At 49.3% G+C, this 20887-nt stretch carries 21 protein-coding genes; 16 read left to right on the top strand and 5 right to left on the bottom strand.

Going from position 1 to position 20887, the window contains the following annotated elements; translation table 11 throughout:
- The first annotated feature begins 70 nt into the window (after positions 1–70).
- Together FE784_RS09170 and FE784_RS09165 are read left to right on the top strand one after the other, a co-directional pair.
- Complete coding sequence (locus FE784_RS09170) at positions 71–301, top strand: hypothetical protein (RefSeq protein WP_139601892.1); 231 nt, start codon at positions 71–73, stop codon at positions 299–301.
- Between the two features lie 155 nt (positions 302–456).
- Positions 457–831, top strand: a complete 375-nt coding sequence (locus FE784_RS09165; protein WP_139601890.1) for a DUF423 domain-containing protein — start codon at positions 457–459, stop codon at positions 829–831.
- 65 nt (positions 832–896) lie between these two features.
- Here FE784_RS09165 and FE784_RS09160 read toward each other — a convergent pair whose 3' ends face one another.
- The 3 genes from FE784_RS09160 to FE784_RS09150 form a co-directional block, all read right to left on the bottom strand.
- Positions 897–1190, bottom strand: a complete 294-nt coding sequence (locus FE784_RS09160; protein ID WP_139601888.1) for a 50S ribosomal protein L33 — start codon at positions 1188–1190, stop codon at positions 897–899.
- A gap of 95 nt (positions 1191–1285) precedes the next feature.
- Positions 1286–2515, bottom strand: a complete 1230-nt coding sequence (locus FE784_RS09155; RefSeq protein ID WP_139601886.1) for an NAD(P)/FAD-dependent oxidoreductase — start codon at positions 2513–2515, stop codon at positions 1286–1288.
- Positions 2516–2721: 206 nt separating this feature from the next.
- Positions 2722–3276: a hypothetical protein gene (locus FE784_RS09150; protein ID WP_139601883.1), complete on the bottom strand. Its 555-nt coding sequence runs from the start codon at positions 3274–3276 to the stop codon at positions 2722–2724.
- A gap of 204 nt (positions 3277–3480) precedes the next feature.
- On the opposite strand from FE784_RS09150, the gene FE784_RS09145 reads away from it, so the two are divergent.
- Together FE784_RS09145 and FE784_RS09140 are read left to right on the top strand one after the other, a co-directional pair.
- The gene (locus FE784_RS09145; protein ID WP_139601882.1) at positions 3481–3780 is read left to right on the top strand and encodes a YunC family protein; all 300 of its coding nucleotides are present in this window, start codon (positions 3481–3483) and stop codon (positions 3778–3780) included.
- Between the two features lie 147 nt (positions 3781–3927).
- Positions 3928–5043 carry a glycosyl hydrolase family 28-related protein gene (locus FE784_RS09140; RefSeq protein ID WP_139601880.1) on the top strand — a complete coding sequence of 372 codons (1116 nt, stop codon included), beginning with the start codon at positions 3928–3930 and terminating at the stop codon, positions 5041–5043.
- A gap of 111 nt (positions 5044–5154) precedes the next feature.
- Here FE784_RS09140 and FE784_RS09135 read toward each other — a convergent pair whose 3' ends face one another.
- Together FE784_RS09135 and FE784_RS09130 are read right to left on the bottom strand one after the other, a co-directional pair.
- Positions 5155–6534, bottom strand: coding sequence for a glycosyl hydrolase family 28-related protein (locus FE784_RS09135; RefSeq protein WP_139601879.1), 1380 nt, complete (start codon positions 6532–6534; stop codon positions 5155–5157).
- An 84-nt stretch (positions 6535–6618) separates the two neighbouring features.
- Positions 6619–6993, bottom strand: a complete 375-nt coding sequence (locus FE784_RS09130) for a helix-turn-helix domain-containing protein (RefSeq protein ID WP_139601877.1) — start codon at positions 6991–6993, stop codon at positions 6619–6621.
- Positions 6994–7241: 248 nt separating this feature from the next.
- On the opposite strand from FE784_RS09130, the gene FE784_RS09125 reads away from it, so the two are divergent.
- The 12 genes from FE784_RS09125 to FE784_RS09075 all read left to right on the top strand — a co-directional run bounded on the left by FE784_RS09125 (position 7242) and on the right by FE784_RS09075 (position 20878).
- Entirely contained in the window at positions 7242–7445 is a 204-nt protein-coding gene (locus tag FE784_RS09125) for a hypothetical protein (protein WP_139601875.1), read from the top strand.
- 92 nt (positions 7446–7537) lie between these two features.
- The gene (locus FE784_RS41560) at positions 7538–7999 is read left to right on the top strand and encodes a hypothetical protein (RefSeq protein WP_218103759.1); all 462 of its coding nucleotides are present in this window, start codon (positions 7538–7540) and stop codon (positions 7997–7999) included.
- Positions 7984–8748, top strand: coding sequence for a YveK family protein (locus FE784_RS09120; RefSeq protein ID WP_176706074.1), 765 nt, complete (start codon positions 7984–7986; stop codon positions 8746–8748). Before FE784_RS41560 ends, FE784_RS09120 begins: the two co-directional genes overlap by 16 nt.
- A complete protein-coding gene (locus FE784_RS09115) occupies positions 8729–9376 on the top strand; it encodes a CpsD/CapB family tyrosine-protein kinase (RefSeq protein WP_139601870.1) in 648 nt (215 codons plus the stop codon). The genes FE784_RS09120 and FE784_RS09115 overlap by 20 nt, the downstream gene beginning before the upstream one ends.
- 255 nt (positions 9377–9631) lie before the next feature.
- Positions 9632–11476: a polysaccharide biosynthesis protein gene (locus FE784_RS09110; RefSeq protein WP_139601868.1), complete on the top strand. Its 1845-nt coding sequence runs from the start codon at positions 9632–9634 to the stop codon at positions 11474–11476.
- A 25-nt stretch (positions 11477–11501) separates the two neighbouring features.
- Positions 11502–13037 carry a murein biosynthesis integral membrane protein MurJ gene (gene murJ / locus FE784_RS09105; RefSeq protein WP_139601866.1) on the top strand — a complete coding sequence of 512 codons (1536 nt, stop codon included), beginning with the start codon at positions 11502–11504 and terminating at the stop codon, positions 13035–13037.
- Positions 13012–14211 carry a glycosyltransferase gene (locus tag FE784_RS09100; protein WP_139601865.1) on the top strand — a complete coding sequence of 400 codons (1200 nt, stop codon included), beginning with the start codon at positions 13012–13014 and terminating at the stop codon, positions 14209–14211. The genes murJ and FE784_RS09100 overlap by 26 nt, the downstream gene beginning before the upstream one ends.
- Positions 14208–15605, top strand: a complete 1398-nt coding sequence (locus FE784_RS09095; RefSeq protein WP_139601863.1) for an O-antigen ligase family protein — start codon at positions 14208–14210, stop codon at positions 15603–15605. The genes FE784_RS09100 and FE784_RS09095 overlap by 4 nt, the downstream gene beginning before the upstream one ends.
- Positions 15505–16569, top strand: a complete 1065-nt coding sequence (locus tag FE784_RS09090) for a glycosyltransferase (RefSeq protein WP_176706072.1) — start codon at positions 15505–15507, stop codon at positions 16567–16569. The genes FE784_RS09095 and FE784_RS09090 overlap by 101 nt, the downstream gene beginning before the upstream one ends.
- Before the next feature lie 24 nt (positions 16570–16593).
- A complete protein-coding gene (gene asnB / locus FE784_RS09085; protein WP_139601860.1) occupies positions 16594–18549 on the top strand; it encodes an asparagine synthase (glutamine-hydrolyzing) in 1956 nt (651 codons plus the stop codon).
- 35 nt (positions 18550–18584) lie between these two features.
- Complete coding sequence (locus FE784_RS09080; protein ID WP_281287055.1) at positions 18585–19601, top strand: NAD-dependent epimerase; 1017 nt, start codon at positions 18585–18587, stop codon at positions 19599–19601.
- Positions 19598–20878: a nucleotide sugar dehydrogenase gene (locus tag FE784_RS09075; RefSeq protein ID WP_139601856.1), complete on the top strand. Its 1281-nt coding sequence runs from the start codon at positions 19598–19600 to the stop codon at positions 20876–20878. Before FE784_RS09080 ends, FE784_RS09075 begins: the two co-directional genes overlap by 4 nt.
- The last annotated feature ends 9 nt before the right edge of the window (positions 20879–20887 follow it).

Here is a 20887-nt window from a genome sequence, read left to right as displayed (position 1 = left end):
TATCCGATGGCGACGAATTGCGATTTAACGTCGTGCACGTCCATAACATGTATACGGAGCCGCTGGACTCGTGGGTATCGATCCGCAATACCGACCATTGGCAGACGATTTCTTTGCCGAATCCCGCGATAACCTCGCAAGATGTCGGGCTTTATTTTATCGACAGAACGTATACGATACCGGGCCGCTGCCGGAAGGCTTGCACACGATTCGAGTGGAGACGATTTGGGAGAGAAACCCTTCGGCGACCACGTACTACGTATCGTTCGATGAATTGCAGGTAACGCTTCCCGCACCATAAGCGAATAGGCTATCGCGCCGATCTATCCGATTGGCGCGATTTTTTTCGTCCGCCAGGGTCCTTGCGGGCAGGTTCACCGAATGTTCGCTGGCGTTCGCGGCGCTGTTCCGGTATTCTTGTGGTAATGGCATGACGCGAAGGGAGAATACGATTCGATGTTTCGCAACTATGTACGTTTAGGCGCCGCAGCCATGCTGCTGGCAGTCGCGCTCGGCGCGTTCGGGGCGCACGGCTTGAAGGATAAAATCGATGCCTCCATGCTCTCCGCCTACGAGACGGGAGTCCAGTATCATATCGCCCATGCGCTCGGGCTTATTCTGATAGGCTTGCTCGCGGACAAGCTGGGCGAATCGAAATGGATATCCCGCGCCGGAGCTTTCATCGTCGCGGGAATCGTGCTGTTCTCGGGCAGCTTGTATATCATGGCCGTAACCGGCATCGGCAAGCTCGGCATCATTACGCCGTTCGGAGGCGTTGCTTTTCTGATCGGATGGGCTTGCTTGGCTGCGGTAGCCGGCAAACGCGGCTGAAAGCAAAAAAGAAGACGGCCGGAGTCGATGCCGCATGAGCGCATGCTCCAGCCGTCTTGCTTGCTTTACCAGAAGCCGGGATATCCCCCGAAGCCTCCATAACCTGGATAGCCGCCAAAGCCTCCGTAACCCCCGTAACCCCCGTAACCGCCGTACGTGCCGATGGCCAACAGATCGAACAGGACGAGCGGGATGAACGCCGTCGTTTTGACCGACTTGCCTTTCTTCTGCTCCAAAATGAGCTCGTTGCCTTTCATGCCCCGCAGCGTACCGGTTACGACCGACCCGTTTTTTCTCACCGCATAGATCTGTTTTCCGACAAGCTTCTTCACATCTTGCCGTTTCACGGTAGATTGCATCGGATATCCTCCTTTTTCGCGAACCTACCTCATACTATGCGGCAGCCTTTCCGGTGCGTGGACAAACAACCAGCCTGACTCAAAATGCGGCTTGTCTATACGAATATCTCTGTGTCCTTACTAGGTCGATCGAAACGGAACAGCTCCGCGTCCGGGTGATGGCCGTCGACCAGCAAGCCGGCGACGATTTGCGAGGCGATCGTGCTGTACACGCTGCCGTTCCCGCCGTAGCCCAAGGCAAAATAACAACGCGGAAAAGCTTCCTGGGGGCCGATCAAGGGAAGGTTGTCATGCGTTCTGGCGAAAGCGGCCGTCCAAGCGTACTCCGCCCGCAGCTCGGATATTCCGGGGAAAAGCTGACGGAGCCGTTCTACGAGCAGAACCGATTTATGGCGCAGCATACGCTCCCGCTCGGCCGGATTGTCTGTTCTTTCGTCCAATCCTCCCGCCACGATCCGGTTGTCCGCCGACGTCCGCATATACAAATACGGCCGAGCGGTTTCCCAGATGAGGCAGCGGCCCGGCCATCCGGGGAAGCCGTCCAGTCGTTGGGTGGCGATCGCGAACGTGCTCTCCATGACGGCATTCGAATTTCTGCGCCATTCCTGCGTCTCGTATCCCGCCGCTACGACGGCATAACGTGCCCGAATCCGATGGTTTGGCGTATGGAAAACGATACCGTCCTTCAAAGCCGTATGCCGTTTAACTTCGGTATGCTCGAATATGCGCGCGCCTTGCCGGGAAACGTGCCGAAGCAGGGCGTTCACGAACCGGTACGGGTTCATCTCCGCGTCGTTGCGGTAATAAATGGCTGCAGGCTTGCGGAACGAGTACCGGCTGCCGATGTCCGATTCATTTAAGTAATCCACGTCGAAGCCGTATTTCGACAAAGTCTCATATTCCGTGCGAAGAGAGGGGACATCCTCCTCGCAGCTTGCGAAGTAGAGGCTGTCCCTTCGTTTGAACTGGCAATCCGCATCCAGTGTGGACGAAAGCAGCTCCAGATGATCGAGAGCTTGCCGGCATAGGCTGTAGAACCGAACTCCACGTTCTTGTCCGAGCGAGTTGATGCACGAATACAGCGATTTGTCGTTGGAAACCTGCAGCATGCCGGTACTCGCGCTGGATGTGCCGGATGCGGCCTTCCGCTTGTCGACCACGATGACGTCCAGCCCTCGGTTCACCAGCTCGTATGCGCACAGCGCCCCGCATTCTCCGGCCCCTACGACCAGAACGTCGCAGGACACGTCATGCTCGAGTGATGGAAAAGAAGGAAGCGCGAGGAGGCTGTCGATCCAATTCGATTTGCCGGAATGCAAGTCCATAAGGGTTGACCTCGTTCATAATAGGAATTGGGGATGCAATCGAAGCAAGCCCGGTGCCCCATGCAGCATGGAGAAATTCTTATGTAGTATGTACGCGGAGGCCGGACCTGCATTCATTCGGGCGACATATAATGGATTGATTTTGGGATCGTTAACAAAAAAAGACTACTCCAAAGTCCGCGGCTTCGGAGTAGCGCTTTGTTCCTTTACATAATAATATCCTCGATTTCGTTCAACGTGAAGGAGTACACCTTCTTCTCGTCGACGTGGTAAATCGTCAGCTGCTGCCCGCCCGGATCGAAATTCAGGATGCGGCAAGGCAGACTAAGCTTCACGCCCTTTCCTTTGACGACGACGATACGTACGAGGGCTCCGCTTTCCTTCAGCTGCATCAAATTTTCCAAATTTAACGTCCCCGTCTCCTCCTTGGGGGCGGATGCTGGCTTTGCTTCCGGAGTCTGTTTCGGCGATTTCGGCTTTCCGCCTTCCTTCGCGGAGGCGCTTTGACCGGCAATCGCATTTTTATTCGAGACGGTCTGATTCGGCGGTATGGCGAAAGGCTGGGCTGCGCTTTCGCTGACGGTTTTCTCGATCGTTTTGCCGAACTGGATGCCTTCCGCGATCCGGAAATCGTCCACCTTCGGATGATTCAGTATTTGCAGAAGGGCGGCCAGCGCCATCGTCTGAGTAGCTTCCTCCACCATAATCTCCACTCGGAACAAGTGCTTTTTTTTCTCGAGCGCCCGTTTATCTAGATCCATATCCTCACGTCCTGATTTTTCAATAGGTAAGTAGTCCTTAGTATAACAAATATTTTAAATTGAAGTAATGTATGCAGTTTCCAGCGGGCGAATTCGATACGGCTCCGAGTGCAGTCCCGTCTCGGGTAGGCGTTCGACCGGACGAACCAAAAGCGGGCTGCATATGCTGGTATGGACTTGACGCGAAGGGAGATAAGGTCCGATATGATGGAGGCGAAACCGATTGTGATCGAAGGCCGGACTGTGATCGGGATAACCGTTGAACTGCCGAAAACGACGCTCATTGCGATCGCGACCGAAAGAGGGTATATTATGTGCGGCGCCTTGGATGTTGGGCTGTTGAACGAGAGGCTGAAGGAACGGCACATTATCGCAGGCCGCGCTACGGGCGTGCGCTCGCTGACGGATCTGCTGGAGGCGCCGCTCGAGTCGGTCACCCATGAAGCGGAGAAGCTGGGCATCGTTCCGGGCATGAAGGGGCGGGATGCTTTGTTGTTGATGTGAGGGCGGGGGCTGATTGGCCCCCGAATCTACGCCTGATTTGATACGATATGTAACATAGCGATACACTCCGCATACAATGGTTCTAACACTAAACTGGATACAGCCCTATTCCGACCAGTCGGCTTCTACAAATTTAAACGTGGGGTGATGGCAATGCCGTGGGAAGTAAACATTTTGGATTACGGCGCGGTTGGGGACGGTTCGGTCGACGATACGAATGCTTTTCGTCTTGCGTTAAGTTCGGGTGCGGGAAGTATACGGGTTCCAACGGGCTATTATAAAATAACTTCGAAACTATATATCCCCGAATTCGTCACTATGCGCGGCATCGGAAGAATGTCGAAAATATTAAAAGGTTTTAACGGCGACATGATTGAGATGGGGACCGATTCCAAGCTGATAGAAATCGAATTGGACGGGAAAGGGGCGACCTTCTCGGGGAGAGGCGTTATTATTAACTCAGGGCACAATCAAAAAATTATGGATTGCACCATTGTAAATACGATGAGCTACTGCGTCGAATATACAACGAGCAGCGCAGGGATCATTTCCACAATCGAAGACAGCCTGCTGTACACGATTAGCAGGACTTTCCCGGCCGTAAAATATCCCGATAACGAAGCCAACGGGGATCGGAAGCTTATTTCCGTCGACTGTGGAGGAGGGGTACTGGCTGATTTTGCGGGCTGTTCTACAATTTTAGTGGCACATTGCAACACGATCGGCGTAGTGTTCAGACCGGCATCGAAAAAGGTAAGCTTGGTAGGGAATCGAATTGCCGGAGGCACGGCAGGTCTAAATGTGGAAGTGCACGGCATTAATCACGCTATCGTCGGAAATATATCCGCAACTCCAATAATCGTGAAATCGGATACATCTGGATCGTCCGTTGTAGGAAATTCGGCAACGATCATCGATGAAACGGGTGGGACTAACAATATCGACATTAAGCAGAAAGGCGTATCGGTCATCGATAACTACGGCATGATCCATTCCGACAGTTCTCTTCTTCAAGTGGGCGCTGGCGGAAAAAGTCCGGATGCCGCATCCATTTCTTTCGGAGACGGTACAGGCTGGAAACTGAATGTCGGAACGAAGAGAAACGGCGCCTTTGCCGCGAAATTCAGCTTTTACGATAAAGGCTGTCTTTATTTCGAACCGATGAAGGACTTTCACGCCGCCAATGGAACTTTGTTTGTCGATTCCGCAGACAATAAATTGAAGTTTAAAGATGCTGCCGGTGCAGTCAGAAATTTATACTGATGTACGGGGCGGCAAGGATGTAGAAACGGTCGGAATGGTGACGGAACTGACTCGGACGAGTATTCGGGCCGAAATCAGTTCCGTTATAAGAATTAGGGTCTATTATCGCGATCAAGTGCGCATCAGACCGGATGCTTTCATTTTTGAGAGCAAAGCATTAAAATCGTTTCTAAGCGAAGCGATATCCGATGCGGTGCTGTTGGGTTGACTTCCTAAAACCGATCCGCCCAGATTCATTGTCAAGCCGGTTTCATCTTTATATTTCAGCTTTTTGTCCGCAGTATCCGTAAATACGGAGCCGGGAGCGGCATGATTTGCATTCATCGGTTCGAAGCGCAGACAGCCTTTGTCATAGAAAGTAAACTTGGGTACAAAGGTTTTGTTCACGCTTGTCCCAATGTTTAATTTCCAGCCCGTCCCATCCCCGAACGAGATGGAGCCGGCATTGGGGCTAGTTCCTCCCGCGCCCAGAACCATATAAGAGCTGTCCGCATGGAAGCCTCCATAATTGTTGCTCAACGTAATTCCGGGGGTATCGGAATCGACCTTGTTTTTTCCTCTGCTCTGGTCCACGATTTTAGCAACGTTGCCCATAATGACAGATCCATCACAATCCTGCATGATATAGAAAGGGGTGGCGGATATGTTGCCGATGATCGTATGATTCAGTCCTGATATTTCCACGTTGATTCCGGCTGTTCCTCCCGCTATCCGGTTGCCGATCATGGATACTTTTTTCGATGCGGGTTTAAAAATGACGCCAATCGTATTGCAATTTGTGACCAGAACGGTCGAACAGCCTCCGAAGTCGGCCAAAAGCCCTCCCCCGCAATCGACCGAAATAATTTTACGGTCTCCGTTCTGCTCGCTCTCAGGCAGTTTGATGGCAGGGAGATTCGCAGGAGTTAGCGTATACATTAGGCATTTGTCGATTGTGGATATTTTGCCTGCAGCAGGCACCGAGAATTCGACACAATAACCTAAAGTATTGACAATGGAACAGTCCAGTATTTTTTGGTTCGTACCGGAATCTATGACAACCCCTCGTCCCGAGAACGACTTGCCGCGGCCGTCGATTTCCAGTTCAATCAGTTTTGCCGTATCCTGCAGCAAAACCATATCTCCGTTAAAGTACTTTAACAGCCTGGAAAGCCTGCCTATTCCCCTTAAAGTTACTTTGTCCGGTACTGTAAGTGTAGATGTGATCCTATAATCGCCTACCGGAATCAACACACTTCCTGCTCCTGAATGTAATGCAGCTTGTATGGCCGCCGTATCGTCCGCCTTTCCATCGCCTATTGCGCCGAAGTCCACTATATTGACAATTCCGTCCGAATGAGCGGGATCGTTCGCTCGGACAGCAACAGGGAGTGGACTCGACGCGGCTGAGAGGAACGGTGCGCTGAGCAGCGCCATTCCTGCCGTACTGAGAGTTGCAAGTGCTTTTCTTCTGGACATGTCTGTTTTTGCGTTGTTCTGATCTTTGTTCATGTTTTTCTCCTCCGATACATATTGTATACATAGTGTTAAAAAAAAGGGCCGGGAAACGGCCGACAACACGAAAAAGGCAGGGAATTATTCTTTCATGAGACGTTCGGCTCTGACAAAGGCGATGAAGCGTTTCGATTCTTCGGGCGATAATTTGCGTCCGTCGATTGTTAGTGCGAATCTTTCTAATATTTTTTCGTCGGAAAGCTCGAGAATGTCTACAAATTCACGTACATCATCGTCTAGTACCGTATCTGGATTATTTGTCCTGCCAAGCAAGTAATCCAGTGAAATATTGAAATAATTCGCAATGTTGCCTAGTGTTTCGTAATCGGGTTCTCGTCGATTCGTTTCATAATGGGATAATGCGGCGCGCGAGATTCCTAATTTATTCGCTAACTCCTCTTGAGTGAGGCCCCGTTTTTCGCGTAGGTATGCTATTCTTTCTCCGCATCTAACCATTTCAACCCTCCTATTGCAGCGTTTCCATATAACTTAAGTATACCCATGGTATTATGTCGAATACAAGTTGAAAAAGTGGAGCAATACGTACACATATAAATTAACACGAAAATTTATCGCTTGACAATGATACAAATTGTATCTAATATCAAGGTGACCAAGCGGAGACTTCGCACTCATAGCATTCGATACAAGACGGCTGATAAAAGGGGTTGCTGTTTATTCTTATCCATGTTTTAGGGGGGTCTATGGGATCTAAACGAAAAATTGATATTATCGATGTTTTGAAGTATTTGGACTTGGAGCCAAAAAAAATATATCAAATATTGTCGGAATTGCAAAGCTCTAATGACCTGAAAAATGAGAAACGGCAAGAAGCGACCGCCAACCAAGAGCCGAAGAAGAAACCGGGCAATCAGGCGAGAAAGCGACGAAGAAGTGATCGTTCATAAAAACTATACATGCATAATGCTTGACTTGATACATATTGTATCATAAAGTAAGGGTAACGAGATACTTTTTGTATCAAACAAGGAGAACAATGATGATTAAAGCTGAGTGTCGTGATCGACAGGGGACGGGACTACAACTTCGACATCCATTAAACGCCGAAATGAGAATCATACGCTTGAACGATTGTAAAGTTTGGAGCAGCATCGCGATCGCAGAAATTCGCGAAATCGGTCTATCCACATTGCAGTTTTCGACTCATCTGCAATTTCCGGTCGAGAGAAAATTCGTACTTCAATTCGAAATCAATTTTCAAAGTCTTCATTTGTCGGTTGCAGGCGAAATTATTCATGCGAATACAAACCAAATATGCACGGACTACATTGTGGATTTCTTGACACTACCGGGAGAACAAATCGGTCGAATGGTTCGATTCATTCAAACTGTGGCGGCTCATCAAAACGCGATATATCGAAAAATGATTCAAGGTTACCGCCAGTTGGAAACATGCACACATACCGTTCGCTTGGAGGAGAGACGATGGATCGGGAATTAAAAGACTATTTTCTTATCGTAAAAAGGAGAATTTGGTTAGTTTTATGTTGTGTGATTGCGGCTTGCATCTTTGCGGCCGTGTACAGTTATTATCTTGTAACACCGGAATACTCGGCTACGACCAAGCTCGTTGTCAACAAAGGCAACCAACTGCCCACCGGGCAAACCGTTTATGATTTGAACGCCGTGACGACGAATATTAAGCTCGTAAACACTTATAAGGAAATTATCCAAACTTCGGCGGTATTGGATAAAGTAGCGGAACGTTATCCCGCTCTTCAACTTTCGTCCGAGCAGCTTTTGAAGAAAATGACCTTTAAATCGGCCAACGAGTCTCAAGTCATCCATATTAGCGTATTTGATCCTTCTTACGAAAGAGCTGCGAATATCGCTAATGCAGTGGCCAGCGTCTTCAAGCAAGAGATATTTGAAATTATGGATATCGATAATGTAACGATTCTGGAGACCGCGAAATTGAAAGGGAACCCTGTACCGGTCAAACCGAATTTTCAGCTGAATTTGTTGTTAGCGATCGCAGCGTCTTTGATGATTTCGGCTGCCCTGGTCTTTTTGCTCGAATATATGGATAGCTCGATCCGTTACGAAAACGATGTTGAACTATATTTGGATGTGCCGTTACTGGCTACCGTCTCCACGATTCGCAAGAATGACTTGAAGAGCGATCGCAGCGCCGTATCCAATCAAAAACGAAAGGTGGGCGAGTCGACTTATGCAGGCGTCAACCGATAAATATCCGCTTGCGTGCTACTTGAACCGATCGTCTGCCATCGCGGAAAATTACCGGACATTAAAAATGAACATCCAGTTTTCCACGGATGGAGGAAGCGCCAAATCGATTGCTATTACTTCCCCGAATGAGGGTGATGGCAAGACAACGACAGCCGTCAATCTTGCGATAGTGTACGCTCACGAAGCGAAAAGAGTACTTCTGGTTGATACGGTTTGTCGGCATCCAAAGCTTCATTTATTGCTGGGCTGCTCGAACCAAGCAGGGCTGGTCGAAGTCTTAAGCGGTTCGATCCCGGTCGAGGATGCGATTCAGGAAACGCAGATCGAGCATTTAAGCTTGCTGCCTACCGGAGCTTTATCTCACAATCTCTCGGAAAAGTTCTCTCCACCTCGTTTCGCCTCGTTATTGGAAAGCTGTCGGGAGAGATACGATATCATTCTTATCGATGCGCCGCCGATGCTGCAAGTGAGCGATGCTCAATGGATCGCTGCCGTGTGTGACGGTATTGTACTCGTTGTTCGTTCGGACAAAACCAAGCGGCAGCAAATTCAGAGGGCACTGGAAACGATCGGTCGGGTTCAAGGACGAACGCTGGGTGTTGTTCTCAACAATTACAAGTACAAGTAACGTTTCCGTAATCCGCTTAAAAGCTTCAGGCTGGTAAGTACGACAAAGGTAATGTCTACTGGACCTTTATCACTGTAGGCACTCGACCATGCTGTGGGCTGGTATAGCCTTAGACGTTTATTGTCAAGGGTGTGGTGTGAGGCTGGGTTAGATGCCCATTTTGTTTCCATTCATGACGTTAAAAGAGTCAGTTGTCGACAAGAAATATACGACTGATTCTTTTAATTTCATGATTGATAAAAATGGAGGATGAGTATGGGGTATAAGAAGAGGATGTTCGTCCTTATCGGCATGGATATAGTCATAGTATGGTGCAGCATTCTTGCTGCAGGTTTGTTCGTTTCTTATGACGGTCAAGGCTTTGTCCATCCGGATCAACTGTTGATCTACGCGGCGGTCGCTACCGTCATCTGCCCGGTCGTGATGTATGTTTTCAAGTTGTATAACCGCGTGTGGCAGTATGCCAGCGTAGGCGAGCTGATGTCGATAGTAAAAGCCGTTTCCGTCATTTGTTTGTCATCGTATGCCATTTCAACAATCGTATCGAATTCGTTCGTACCGATGTCGTTGTTGATTTTGACATTCGAGACAAGCCTGCTCTTAAAAGGTGGAATCCGGTTCGGATGGAGAGTATTTCGCGACTTTTATTTCAAAAAAGCCGCAAATCAGAGGAGAACGCTTGTAATCGGGGCGGGAGATTGCGGTACGTTGATTGCAAAAGAGTTGATGTTCGATCGCAATTCGCAAATGCGCCCGGTCGCTTTTATCGACGATAATCCGAAAAAACACCATCTGCAGGTGCTTGGACTGCCGATATACGGCGGGCGTGATCGAATAGCGGAAGCGGTCGACCGGCTATCGATCGACGATATTGTGATTGCTCTGCCCTCGATTTCCAAAAGGGAAATATCGGCCATTATAGAAGCATGCAAATCGACAAAAGCAAAGCTGAAAATTATACCTAATCTTGGCGATTTGATCCATGGGAGGATTACCGTTAAAGAAATCAGGGATGTGGACGTAGAAGATTTGCTGGGAAGAGAACCAATTAAAATCGATCTTCAGGAAGTTGCCAATTACATGAAAAACAAAGCTGTCCTCGTTACCGGTGCGGGCGGATCGATAGGATCGGAGCTTTGCAGGCAGATCTCCTTATTTCAGCCGAGGAAGCTTCTTCTATTGGGACACGGCGAAAACAGCATTTACAATATCGAGATGGAGCTTCGGGAGAAATACCCGAATTTGATTCTAGAAACCATTATAGCCGACGTACAGGATATCGGCCGTATGGAGCAAGTGTTTGCCGCTTATTCGCCTCAAGTCGTATTCCATGCGGCCGCGCATAAACATGTGCCTTTAATGGAAAAAAACCCGATGGAAGCGATAAAAAACAATGTATTCGGAACCCGCAATGTGGCCGATTGCGCGGATCGGTTCGGAGCCGAACGATTCGTGCTCATATCGACAGATAAGGCGGTGAATCCAACGAGCGTTATGGGAACGACCAAACGGATAGCCGAAATGTACGTCCAATCGCTCAACCATTACAGCAAAACGAAGTTCGCCGCCGTACGATTCGGCAATGTCCTCGGGAGCAGAGGGAGCGTCATTCCGAAGTTCAAAGAGCAGATTAAAAACGGCGGTCCTGTTACCGTTACTCATCCCGACATGACGCGCTACTTCATGACGATTCCGGAAGCCGTGCAGCTCGTTATCCAGGCCGGCGCGTTTGCGGACGGAGGAGAGGTTTTTGTACTGGATATGGGCGAGCCTGTCAAAATATTGGACTTGGCGAAAGACTTGATCCGTTTGTCCGGATTCGAACCGAATATCGATATTGAAATCGCCTATTCCGGAATCAGGCCGGGTGAGAAGTTGTTCGAGGAGCTCCTGACAACGGAGGAGGGACTCGGCTCGACGAAGCATAATCGGATTTTTATCGGGAAGCCTTCCGACATCGTGCGTTCGGAGCTGGAGTATCAGATGAAGCAAATGGAAAAAACGAACGGGGAAGATATATTGGAGGTTTACAGGAAGCTCCAGGCCGTCGTTCCGAATTATCAAAAATCCGATCGCGAAAAAGAGCTTTCGGTAGTTTGAGTCTTGAGCTGGAGCCGACAAAACGATGAGATTGATTAGAAATCCTACAATTGTGCTAATGATCTTTACATTCATGCTCAACATTTTAAGCTTTTTCAAAAGTATCGTGATCGCTTTTTTCTACGGAACGAACGTGGAATACGACATCTTCGTGATGGCGCAGTTCATTCCTCTCCTGTTCTCGGGCTTGATCATGGGTTCTTTGCAAGGCTCTCTAATTCCGATTCTTATATCAAGCGAAGAAAAATTCGGTGAAGAACAGACGCTGCGCATCTACAAAAGCATCAGTTTGATGATTATCGGCAGCGTGCTCGTGCTATCCATCTTGTTTGTAAGGTATTCAGGGGAGCTTTTGCGGAGCGTTCCGATCGGCTTTGAGACAGAGCACTTTGAACTGCTTATCTCTTTAAGCAAAGTTTCCATCTATATACTAGTTACGAACTGCGTGATTTCATTGCTCAAAAATTTGTATAATGCAAGACGGCATTTTGCCATTCCGGCGATCGCGACCATTGCGAATTGCGTGGCATCCGTCCTTTATATTTATTTGGACCCTGACAAAAACATGTACACGCTATGCTATAGCCTGCTTGCGGGTGCGCTGGTTGAAATAGTCGTGCAGGCCGTCTGTTTGAGGAGATTGCATGTTCGGTATCCGAGAGGGTTCGAATTTCGGAATCCCGAGGTCAAGCGGGCGCTCTGGATGACCGTTCCTTTAATGATGAGTGCCACATTGGGACATGCCAGCCCTCTGATTAACCAGGTTATGGCCAGCAATTTGTACGAGGGCGCCATTTCCTCCTTGAATTATGCGGAGAAACTGGATTCCATGCTGCGGCAAATTTTCGTCATTACGATCTCGACGACGATGCTTAGCTCGTTTACGACTTGGGTCGCTCAAGGGAACATGTCCGCATTGAAAGCCAAAGTCAACGACATTTACCGGATATACGGCTACATTTTGCTTCCGCTTGCAGTTTATATTTTTCATTTCTCCCCATACATCGTGAAGCTGCTGTTCGAAAGAGGGGCATTCACGGAAACGTCGACCCGGTATACGTCTAGCGTTTGGAGCATTTATTCAATCGGACTCTATATCTTTTTATGCAGCATGATTCTCGCGAGAATGTATAACGCGATTCAAGACGCCAAATATCAGGTACTCGTTTCATTCATCGGATTGATCCTGAGTGTCGGCTGCAACGTGGTCCTGATGCAGCATTTCGGGCATAACGGACTGGCTGTAAGCACAGTTATTACTTCGGCGATTACTACAGTCCTGCTTTACTACTTCATGACTCGGAAAATCGGCTCCATACTTACGCGCGTTACGATCTTGGACCTTATGAAGATTGTGGGCGCCAATGCAAGCATGTTCGTGACGATATCCATATTGAAGGATGTATTTACGCCCAGAGGAACCATACAGCTTGTAATATGGATCATTTCCACATTTGTGTTATGCTCCATCATGATTTTGGTCATGTACAGACTGTGGGGAGTAAAACTGACTCTGACGACAAGGAGTGTCTTTGGTGAACGATTCGGAAGAGAAGCATAAGATCGTATATATAATCGGCAGCCTGAGCTCTGGCGGAGCGGAGCGGCATCTCGTGGAGCTGATGAAGGTACTGGACCAGAGCCTTTTTGTTCCAGTTATATACTGCATGGGAGAAAAGGGCGCTTTCGCCGAACAGGTGGAGAGCATGGGGATACAGGTCAAAGCTTTCCATTACATGAGCCGCCCTGCGAAGGGGTATGCGGACAAAGGAAAAGAGGCGCTGGCTCTTTTGAGGAGTTTGAGGAAAAATCTTTTGGCAGACCGACCGCACATCGTACATACGTACTTATTCTGGTCCAATGCTTTCGGAACCATCGCAGCGAAGCTGGCCGGCGTACGGCTTGTCATTACAAGCAGGAGGAGCTTGGGATTGTTCAAAGACGGAAAGCCGGCACTGCAATGGATTGAAAACATGATGAATATATTCACGGACGTAGTAACTACCAATTCTCAAGAGGTATTGAAAGATACGCTCAGCAGAGAGAAGTTCGTTGAGAAAAAAGTAACGATGATTTATAACGGGGTTGATATCGCTAAGTTTGTCAGAGTCAGTAAACCGAGCTTATTAAAAAGGGAACTGCATATCCCCGGCGATCATATCGTAGTTACGAATGTCGCCAATCTCGCAGAATGCAAAGGGCATAAAGAATATTTGGAGGCTGCGGCAGCCGTGCTGCGGAAAACGGCGAACATTACGTTTCTACTGGCGGGAAGGGACAGGGGAATGTATGCGCAGCTGCTTGAGCTGACCGAAAGACTCGGAATAGGTAAGCATGTCCGCTTTCTAGGGAGTCGCAGCGATGTGCAGGAAATTTTGAATATTACCGATATTCAAGTGTTGTGTTCCTACGAAGAAGGTTTTTCCAACGCTATTATCGAGGGAATGGCTTGCTCGCTGCCATTGATTGTAACCGATGTAGGGGGCAATGCGGAAGCCGTTATCGATGGTCATAACGGGTTGGTCGTCCCGCCCAGAGATGTGCATGCTTTGACAGATGCGCTGCTTCAGCTGACCGGAAGCGATGTGGAGAGAAAATCGATGGGGAGGAAGGGAAGAGAACGGGTGGAGAAGCTGTTCAACCTGAACGTTATGGAATCCCGGTACAAGGAGATGTACAGACGGCTGCTTGGTCATGGGCGGTTGCCTCTGGAGCGATCGGGGAGCGACGGATGAGCTATTATCATTCGCGGAAGTTGAAGCGATCAGACATATCCATATCGTTCGGCAGAAGCTTAATCCATTTATTTCTTATTCCGTATGTGTCACTCATAACCGTCTTTTTCCTGACCTCTACCGATTTTTACATGTCCAACCATCAGATGCTGCCGGCGGCGCCGATCATACTTGCGCTCGGCTTGCCCGGAGCGATTCTGCTGTACGTGTTCTGCAAAGATATCGTCCGGGACCAGGGAAAAGGACTGCTTTCGTTGTATGCCTTTTCCAAAGAAGCGGTGCTGTTTTACTATATTATTTCGGTAATGGGCATATTGTACTGTTTTCATCCGGGTGCCAATGTCTCGATCGTGAATAACGGGACTTTGCAAGCATTGAATCTGGTGTTCCTTCTGTCGTTTCTTTCGTTCGGACGAATTGGCAGCTTGCAGCGATACATCCGTTTTATTTTCATTATTTCGCTATTGGCCTATTTCGTTACGGTCATTTTGGATGTAGTGTACGTTGACTTATTTACTAGAGTAACCGGACGAGCCGCGGGTTTTGCCGTTAATCCGAATACCGGGGCTTTTACGTTAGTGCTCCTGCTCATTTTGAGCTTGGACTGGAACCGGCTTCGAGTCGCAGACATGCTGTTATGCTGCATAACGGCTATTGGGGTCTTCGTAACGTTTTCCAGAGGCGGTCTCGTTATTTGCAGTTTTACAATCGCAGCCTATGTATGCTCCGCGATTTTGAAAGTTCGGAGCGGGGAGCGTCTGAAGCACGTGGTCAAGCTCTTGGTTTGCTCGCTTCTCGTGTACGTTTCCATAGCCGCCGGATTTGCCTTAATGGGAGGGAGCCGTTTCTTCTCGGTATTTGACGGTAAGGAACGTCTGGAGAATGTACTCGGCTTCGTTCAGGGCCAGGATGATGCCGTCTTGCAGGACAGTCGGGTATATTTGGCGGAACAATATTATCAACATGCGTTAAAGTCGCCTATATTCGGATACGGAACCGGGTATTCCGATTCGCAGCCAATCGGTCCGCACAATTTATATCTGCTCCTCTGGAGTGACTACGGTATTGTTGGACTGCTCGTCGTTGCGTACGCCTGCTTCAGACTTCTTTCCTTTTTTTTTCGCCAGAAAGAAACGCGGGGAGTCGTATTTGTGCTTATTTTCGCAATCGAGGGTTTCTTTAATGATGACATTTTAATGTTCCGACCGTTCATCATATCCCTTGCGTTTCTATGCATCGCGGCTTATTACAAAGCGAATCCCCCGCAAGATCTACATGAGGTGGTCGAACGTCATGCGAAGAAAAGTACTGTTTATGCTTCCGTCCTTGAACGGTGGCGGAGCCGAACGCGTCCTGCTGATTCTGTTGAAGCACTTGGATCCGGCAAAGTTTGACGTCAGCCTGGCCGTAGTTGCTTTCGAAGGGCCCTATGTCAAGCAATTGCCCCCTAATATCAGTATTTACGATCTGGGGGTCAAGCGGGTCAGATACATGTTCATTCCTTTATTGAAGCTCGTGTGGAAACTGAAGCCCGACACGATTTTCTCTACATTGGGTTATTTGAATATTGCGCTTGTTCTATTGCGGCCATTTTTGGCCAAACGGGTAAAGCTGATTATTAGGGAGGGTAGTATTGTCTCCTACAGCATCAAACACGGCAAGCTTGCTTTTCTATGGCCGTATCTGTATAGAACGTTTTACAAGAAAGCGGATCTGATCGTGTGCCAATCTCGATTTATGATGAAGGATTTGGAAGACCATTTCCAAATTCCAGCCGGGAAGATGAGACAAATCTACAATCCCGTCGATATCGATACGATTAAACGAAAGGCCGGATCGGGAGAAAACCCTTTTGCGGGCAAAGCCGGTACGAATATCGTAGCGATCGGGCGGCTTTCTCATGAGAAGGGGTTTGCGCGTTTGATCGAATCCGTCCCGGATCTGCTTATGGTCAGACCTGATGCGAGATTATGGATTCTCGGGACCGGACCGCTCGAGAATGAGCTTCGCAGCTTGACTTACTCCCTAGGACTGCATGATCGGGTCATATTCGCGGGTTTTCAAGAAAATCCGTATTGCTGGCTAAAGCATGCCGATCTTTTTGTGCTGTCTTCCTTTTTTGAAGGACTGCCCAATGTGTTGCTGGAAGCGATCGCTCTAAGCTGTCCGGTGCTCGCCATACGCCATCCGGGAGGTACCGGGGAGATTATGGAGTTAACCGGTCAGTCCGACCGGCTTATAGATACAATTGGATGGAAAGAGGATTGGTTCGCCAGACCCGATCGCAAAGCTTCGGTCAAACTGGAGCAGCATTTCGAAGTAGGCGGAATCGTCGGACAGTATGCGTCCGTCATGTAATCATTACGATAAGGGAGCAGATGTATGTGCGGAATCGCCGGTTTCTTTGAAAGAAGCGGTACACGTTCGGGCGACGAAATGGTGACCGAAATCGTCAACATGACGGAAAAAATCATCCATCGCGGACCGAATTCAAGCGGATTTTGGGTTGATCCGGATATCGGATTGGCAATGGGGCATAGAAGACTGTCCATCATGGATTTATCGGCCGAGGGCCATCAGCCGATGCATTCCCAGAGCGGCAGGTACATCATCGTGTTTAACGGCGAAATTTATAATTATAAGAAAATCAGAGAAGCGCTGGAGACGGAGTGTCCGGATGCGGTTGCCAAGCTGCGCGGGCATTCCGATACCGAGATTATGCTGCTCTGCATCGAACGATGGGGACTGGAGAGGGCGATTCAGCAATTCGTCGGGATGTTTTCATTGGCTTTGTGGGACAGGGAACGCAGGGTGCTTCATCTGGCGCGCGACCGAATGGGCGAGAAGCCGCTTTATTATGGCTGGAACGGCAACGTTTTCTTCTTCGGTTCAGAGCTGAAGGCGATCAAAGCCCATTCGAAATGTTCCATGCAAATTAACAGGGATGCGCTCACCCTGTATTTGCGCCATAACTACATCCCTGCCCCGTATTCCATATACAGTTCCATGTATAAGCTGAAGCCCGGGAGCATGCTGAGCTTGAATACGAATACGGGGGAGATTATACAGAATTCGTATTGGACCGTCGAACAGACGGTCAACTCCAGCAAATCGGCCCAATTTACGGGGGGCGACGCAGAAGCGGTCGAGAAGCTAGATTCCCTTCTGAAAGAAGCGGTTAGTCAGCAAATGGTCGCGGACGTTCCGCTCGGAGCTTTTTTGTCAGGAGGCATCGATTCTTCCGCCATAGTCGCGTTGATGCAGTCGCAAAGCGCGGCGCCGATCAAAACGTTTACGATCGGCTTTTATGAGAAGGGCTATAATGAGGCCGAACAGGCTAAGGAAGTTTCTCGTCATTTGGGAACCGATCATACCGAACTATATGTGACACCGAGGGAAGCGATGGATGTAATTCCGTTGCTTCCCTCCTTGTATGACGAGCCGTTTTCCGATTCTTCGCAAATCCCGACTTATTTGGTCTCCCAGTTAGCCAAAAGACACGTAACGGTGTCTTTGTCCGGGGATGGAGGCGACGAGTTGTTCGGAGGCTACGGCCGATATTTTAAAAACGATGACGTCTGGCGCAAAATCAGCTCGGTCCCTTATTTCGGCAGAAAAGGGTTGTCCAAGATGATCCGCCTCATCCCGCAGGAAACCTGGAATAAACATTCGAGTTGGTTATCGCCGCATAAAGCCGGCGGACAGCGGCATATCGGGGATAAGATGTACACATTGGCAGAGCTTTTAAGCGTCAAGGACTCATCCAGGCTGTATCGGAGATCGATATCCCATTGGCAGTACCCCGAGTCGGTTGTGATCGGCGGACACGAGCCTGTCACCGTGTTCGATTCCGTTATCCCGAAGGGCCTTTCCAACTACTATGAGACCATGATGTACTATGACAGCATCAGCTACTTGCCCGACGACATATTGGTCAAGGTGGACCGGGCCGGAATGGGAGTCAGTCTGGAGTCCCGGATTCCCATGCTGGACCACCGGGTCGTCGAATTCGCTTGGAGACTTCCGCTTTCTATGAAAATCAGGGACGGAAAAGGAAAGTGGCTGCTCAGGCAAGTGCTGCACAAGTATGTCCCCGAATCGTTAATGGATCGACCGAAGCAAGGATTTAGCGTTCCGATCGATTCTTGGCTGAGGGGGCCGATGAGAGAGTGGGCCGAGCATTTGATCGATGAGGACCGATTGAACAAGCAAGGATATTTTCAAGCCGAGCCGATCAGGCGGAAGTGGACCGAGCATCTGAACGGGACGCGTAACTGGCACGGATACTTATGGGATATTTTAATGTTTCAGGCATGGCTCGAGGAACAAGCGAAATAAATGCATTTCAATTTAATGAAGAAGAGGTGTTGTTCTTGTCGATTTTAGTAACGGGCGCAGCAGGCTTTATCGGTTTTCACGTAGCCAAACGGCTGTTGGAGGAAGGAAATGAAGTGATCGGTCTGGACAATGTGAATCCGTATTACGATGTTTCGTTGAAGGAAGACCGATTGAATATGTTGAATGCGGAGCGAAATTTCGTTTTTGTAAGGTCGAGCCTGGAAGACCGCGAAGCGGTCTCCCTTTTGTTCGAGCAGCATAAGCCGAAGATCGTGATCAATTTGGCCGCGCAAGCCGGCGTCCGCTACAGTCTGGTCAACCCCCATGCCTATATCGATTCCAACATAACGGGGTTCGTCAACATTCTGGAGGCTTGCCGTCACCACGGCGTGGAGCATCTGATTTACGCTTCATCGAGCTCGGTTTACGGAGCGAATACGAAAATGCCTTTTTCCGTGCATCATAATGTCGATCATCCGATCAGCCTTTACGCCGCTACGAAAAAAGCGAATGAATTGATGGCCCATACTTACAGCCATCTATTCGGACTGCCGACGACAGGCCTTCGGTTTTTTACCGTATACGGACCTTGGGGAAGACCCGATATGGCGCTGTTCTTGTTTACGAAAGCGATTCTGGCCGGCGAGCCGATTCAAGTATTCAACCACGGGAAAATGAGGCGCGATTTCACATATATCGATGACATCGTGGAGGCTATTTACAGGCTGACCCACAAAAAGCCCGAACCGTACCCGCTCTGGTCCGGCGACAGTCCGGATCCCGGCACGAGCTACGCGCCTTTCAAAGTGTACAATATCGGCAACAACCAGCCGGTGGAGCTGCTGGAATTTATTACGGTGCTGGAGAAAAAGCTCGGTCGCAAAGCGATCAAAGAGTTCATGCCTCTCCAGGCTGGCGATGTGCCGGAAACGTATGCCGATGTGGTAGATCTGATGAGGGATGTCGGATTTAAGCCAAGGACGTCGATAAGTGACGGAATCGGAAAATTTGCGGAGTGGTATACCAGCTACTATGGGGTGACGAGCAGATGAACAGAACAATCGGAGTCGTAGGTTTAGGTTATGTCGGATTGCCCGTCGCAGTAGCATTCGGAGAGTTGCAGCCCGTAGTAGGCTTCGACATAAATCCTCACAGAATCTCTACTCTCCAGCGTCACATGGACTCTACGGGAGAAGTGAGCCGGGAAGACTTAAGTAAAGCATCGATCGATTTTACGACGGACGAAACACGACTTCAAGAATGCGACTTTATTATAGTGGCGGTTCCCACACCGATCGATCATGCAAAAAAACCGGATTTGGGTCCGTTGATAAGCGCGTCTCAAACCGTCGGCCGCAACCTCCGCAAAGGAAGCATTCTCGTCTACGAATCGACTGTTTATCCGGGAACAACCGAGGAGATTTGCATCCCCGTTCTCGAGAAGCATTCGGGACTCGTGGCCGGAACGGACTTTTTCGTCGGGTACTCGCCGGAGCGTATTAATCCCGGTGACAAAAATCATACGTTCAAAAAAATCGTCAAGGTGGTTTCCGGTCAGAATGAACAAACGCTCAATGTAATAGCGGATATGTATGGCATGGTCGTCGATGCGGGCGTATATCGCGCACCATCCATTAAGGTGGCGGAAGCGGCCAAGGTCATTGAAAATACGCAGCGAGATTTAAATATCGCCTTAATGAACGAGCTGGCGATCATTTTTGACCGGCTCGATATCGACACTTCCGAAGTATTGCGGGCGGCAGGGACGAAATGGAACTTCCTTTCCTTTACTCCGGGGTTGGTCGGAGGACATTGCATCGGAGTGGATCCTTACTATTTAACCTACAAGGCGGAGAGCGTCGGTTATCATCCGCAGGTCATTCTTGCCGGAAGAAGAATCAACGACGGCATGGGACAGTTTATTGTCACCTCGCTGGTCAAGCAAATGATTTTGAGCGGGATTCCGGTGCAAGAGGCTCTCGTAACGGTAATGGGCGTGACGTTTAAAGAAAATGTACCCGATATCCGGAATTCCAAAATCGTCGACATTGTAAGAGAGCTGCAAGACTTCGGAATCCGGGTTCAGCTGTGCGACCCGTTGGCCGATCCGGAGGAAGTCCAGCACGAGTACGGGCTTTCCGTAGTGCCTGCCGAGCGGCTTGAAGAGAGCGACGTTATTTTGTTGGCCGTTCCCCATCAAGACTTCGCCGTCTCCGGGTGGAACAGGATCACCTCGATGCTGAGGGATGGGAGGGGCATTGTGTTCGATGTCAAGAGCGTTCTGGAAGTAGCCGCTTGCCCCGAGAACGTTACCTATTGCAGATTGTAACGGCAGAGG

It is taken from the genome of Paenibacillus hemerocallicola, from assembly GCF_006265175.1.
Lineage (GTDB): Bacteria > Bacillota > Bacilli > Paenibacillales > NBRC-103111 > Paenibacillus_AB > Paenibacillus_AB hemerocallicola.
The sequence above is the reverse complement of the archived record's forward strand: the minus strand, read 5'-3'. Positions and strand labels throughout refer to the sequence as shown.

What these genes read in the sequence shown, in the direction of transcription:
- FE784_RS09095 (WP_139601863.1), top strand. Translation starts at nt 14,208, where the DNA reads ATGAGCTATTATCATTCGCGGAAGTTGAAGCGATCAGACATATCCATA.
- FE784_RS09155 (WP_139601886.1), bottom strand. Translation starts at nt 2,515, where the DNA reads ATGGACTTGCATTCCGGCAAATCGAATTGGATCGACAGCCTCCTCGCG.
- asnB (WP_139601860.1), top strand. Translation starts at nt 16,594, where the DNA reads ATGTGCGGAATCGCCGGTTTCTTTGAAAGAAGCGGTACACGTTCGGGC.
- FE784_RS09135 (WP_139601879.1), bottom strand. Translation starts at nt 6,534, where the DNA reads ATGAACAAAGATCAGAACAACGCAAAAACAGACATGTCCAGAAGAAAA.
- FE784_RS09130 (WP_139601877.1), bottom strand. Translation starts at nt 6,993, where the DNA reads ATGGTTAGATGCGGAGAAAGAATAGCATACCTACGCGAAAAACGGGGC.
- FE784_RS09165 (WP_139601890.1), top strand. Translation starts at nt 457, where the DNA reads ATGTTTCGCAACTATGTACGTTTAGGCGCCGCAGCCATGCTGCTGGCA.
- murJ (WP_139601866.1), top strand. Translation starts at nt 11,502, where the DNA reads ATGAGATTGATTAGAAATCCTACAATTGTGCTAATGATCTTTACATTC.
- FE784_RS09120 (WP_176706074.1), top strand. Translation starts at nt 7,984, where the DNA reads ATGGATCGGGAATTAAAAGACTATTTTCTTATCGTAAAAAGGAGAATT.
- FE784_RS09110 (WP_139601868.1), top strand. Translation starts at nt 9,632, where the DNA reads ATGGGGTATAAGAAGAGGATGTTCGTCCTTATCGGCATGGATATAGTC.
- FE784_RS09090 (WP_176706072.1), top strand. Translation starts at nt 15,505, where the DNA reads ATGCGAAGAAAAGTACTGTTTATGCTTCCGTCCTTGAACGGTGGCGGA.
- FE784_RS09150 (WP_139601883.1), bottom strand. Translation starts at nt 3,276, where the DNA reads ATGGATCTAGATAAACGGGCGCTCGAGAAAAAAAAGCACTTGTTCCGA.
- FE784_RS09160 (WP_139601888.1), bottom strand. Translation starts at nt 1,190, where the DNA reads ATGCAATCTACCGTGAAACGGCAAGATGTGAAGAAGCTTGTCGGAAAA.
- FE784_RS09075 (WP_139601856.1), top strand. Translation starts at nt 19,598, where the DNA reads ATGAACAGAACAATCGGAGTCGTAGGTTTAGGTTATGTCGGATTGCCC.
- FE784_RS09115 (WP_139601870.1), top strand. Translation starts at nt 8,729, where the DNA reads ATGCAGGCGTCAACCGATAAATATCCGCTTGCGTGCTACTTGAACCGA.
- FE784_RS09125 (WP_139601875.1), top strand. Translation starts at nt 7,242, where the DNA reads ATGGGATCTAAACGAAAAATTGATATTATCGATGTTTTGAAGTATTTG.
- FE784_RS09140 (WP_139601880.1), top strand. Translation starts at nt 3,928, where the DNA reads ATGGCAATGCCGTGGGAAGTAAACATTTTGGATTACGGCGCGGTTGGG.
- FE784_RS09145 (WP_139601882.1), top strand. Translation starts at nt 3,481, where the DNA reads ATGATGGAGGCGAAACCGATTGTGATCGAAGGCCGGACTGTGATCGGG.
- FE784_RS41560 (WP_218103759.1), top strand. Translation starts at nt 7,538, where the DNA reads ATGATTAAAGCTGAGTGTCGTGATCGACAGGGGACGGGACTACAACTT.